Here is a 1,457-nt window from a genome sequence, read left to right on the forward strand (position 1 = left end):
TGCTGGTGTGATCGTGCCCAGGGACTCAGCGTTGGCGCTCAGGCCAGAGCGTGACGGCTAATCCGCTGGCCTATGGAAAACAACGGCAGTTTTAGGCGCGACAGTAGGCAAGCAAAAAGGGGACGGATAAATAGATCCGTCCCCTTTTTCTCGCTAGAGCCCTATACCAGAGGTACAAAAGCGAACGCCCCTCCCCAGAATGTTACCGGGGACATTTGCGTTGATACGATTCCTGTAGACGAGTCCCAGTACGCGCCCTGGTATCTGGGGAATCCGCCGGTGCTGTCCCTCGTTGGATCGAATACCGCGTGCCTCGCCACCTCTGGGCGTAAACTCGGATGGAACGGGCCCGTTGTTAGAAGATTCGCGAAATTTGTGTTTATGGCTAACGCGCAATCCCTCGCTGCGGTGGCGGTAATTCCACCTGATGCTTCGATCCACGAAACGTGACCGGTGAACTCTCTGTAAACCCAGTTTCTGAGCATCCTGTACACGTTTGAAACCGTCACTGAGTAGGTAGCACTGTTTTGGAGTGCGTCTTTCACGGTGATCTGCGCCTGCCCTTGCTTGAGGCCAGATACCTTGCCGTTCCCGTCGACACTGGCTATGTCAGGGCGAGATGACTCATACGTGAATGGGCCTTGACCACCGGTGGGCGTGCGACTCTTGACGTTTCCGGCAACCTCCTTTGTGAGCCATCCATCGTTTTGGATCAATTTTATACCGTCCAGCACCATTGGTTCCTGGTCGATGATCAGCTCGGGGGTAGTGATCACGGTCACTGCGTAGGGCGCAGATGACTGCTGCGAGCCATACAGGGCTTTGGCAGTCAGGCTATGAGACCCACCTCCCATGCTCTGGACGCTATGGGTCCAAACTCCATTGGCGTTGACTGGGCGTTTACCTGTTGACGTGGCCCCGTCAAAGATCTCGACCTCCAGACTCGCGGTCGCAGTACCGGTCAGATTGACTGTGGTGTCGCGGGTGGTGCCATTGTTGGGGATGTCGTTGCCCTTGGAGTCTGTTACTGAGGTAATGGCAGGAACCAACGCAATGGCCACCGAAAAGGTCCGGGGCGCCGACACCGGATTGCTGCCATACAGGGCTTTGGCGGTCAGTCTATGCGGCCCTACGTTCATACCCTGAACCCGGTAGGTCCAGACACCACTGGCGTTGACGGTGCTTGTGCCTATAGACGTGGTTCCGTCAAAGATCTCGACCTCCAGACCCGCAGTCGCCGTGCCGGTGAGGTCGACGGCGTCGTTGACGATGATGGTGTCGTTGGCGACTTCGTTGCCGTAGGCGTCCTTGACCGAGGTAATCTCCGGCTTTTCCTCCACCAGCGCTTTAATGGTGTACGTACGCACCGGGAACACCACGGCTTCGCTTTCAACCGTGCTCTTACCCAGCGCCGCCTTTAACTCCATGCTCAGGCTGCTGCCGTCCTTGAGGTTTTT

1 protein-coding gene is annotated in these 1,457 nt (G+C 56.8%); it reads right to left on the reverse strand.

All coding sequences use genetic code 11. From position 1 onward, the window contains the following. Nucleotides 1-161 precede the first annotated feature (161 nt). On the reverse strand, nucleotides 162-1,457 hold a 1,296-nt coding region (locus tag BMW74_RS24435), incomplete at its 5' end, for an Ig-like domain-containing protein (protein ID WP_175479295.1).

This window comes from Pseudomonas sp. ok272 (genome assembly GCF_900109995.1).
GTDB lineage: Bacteria > Pseudomonadota > Gammaproteobacteria > Pseudomonadales > Pseudomonadaceae > Aquipseudomonas.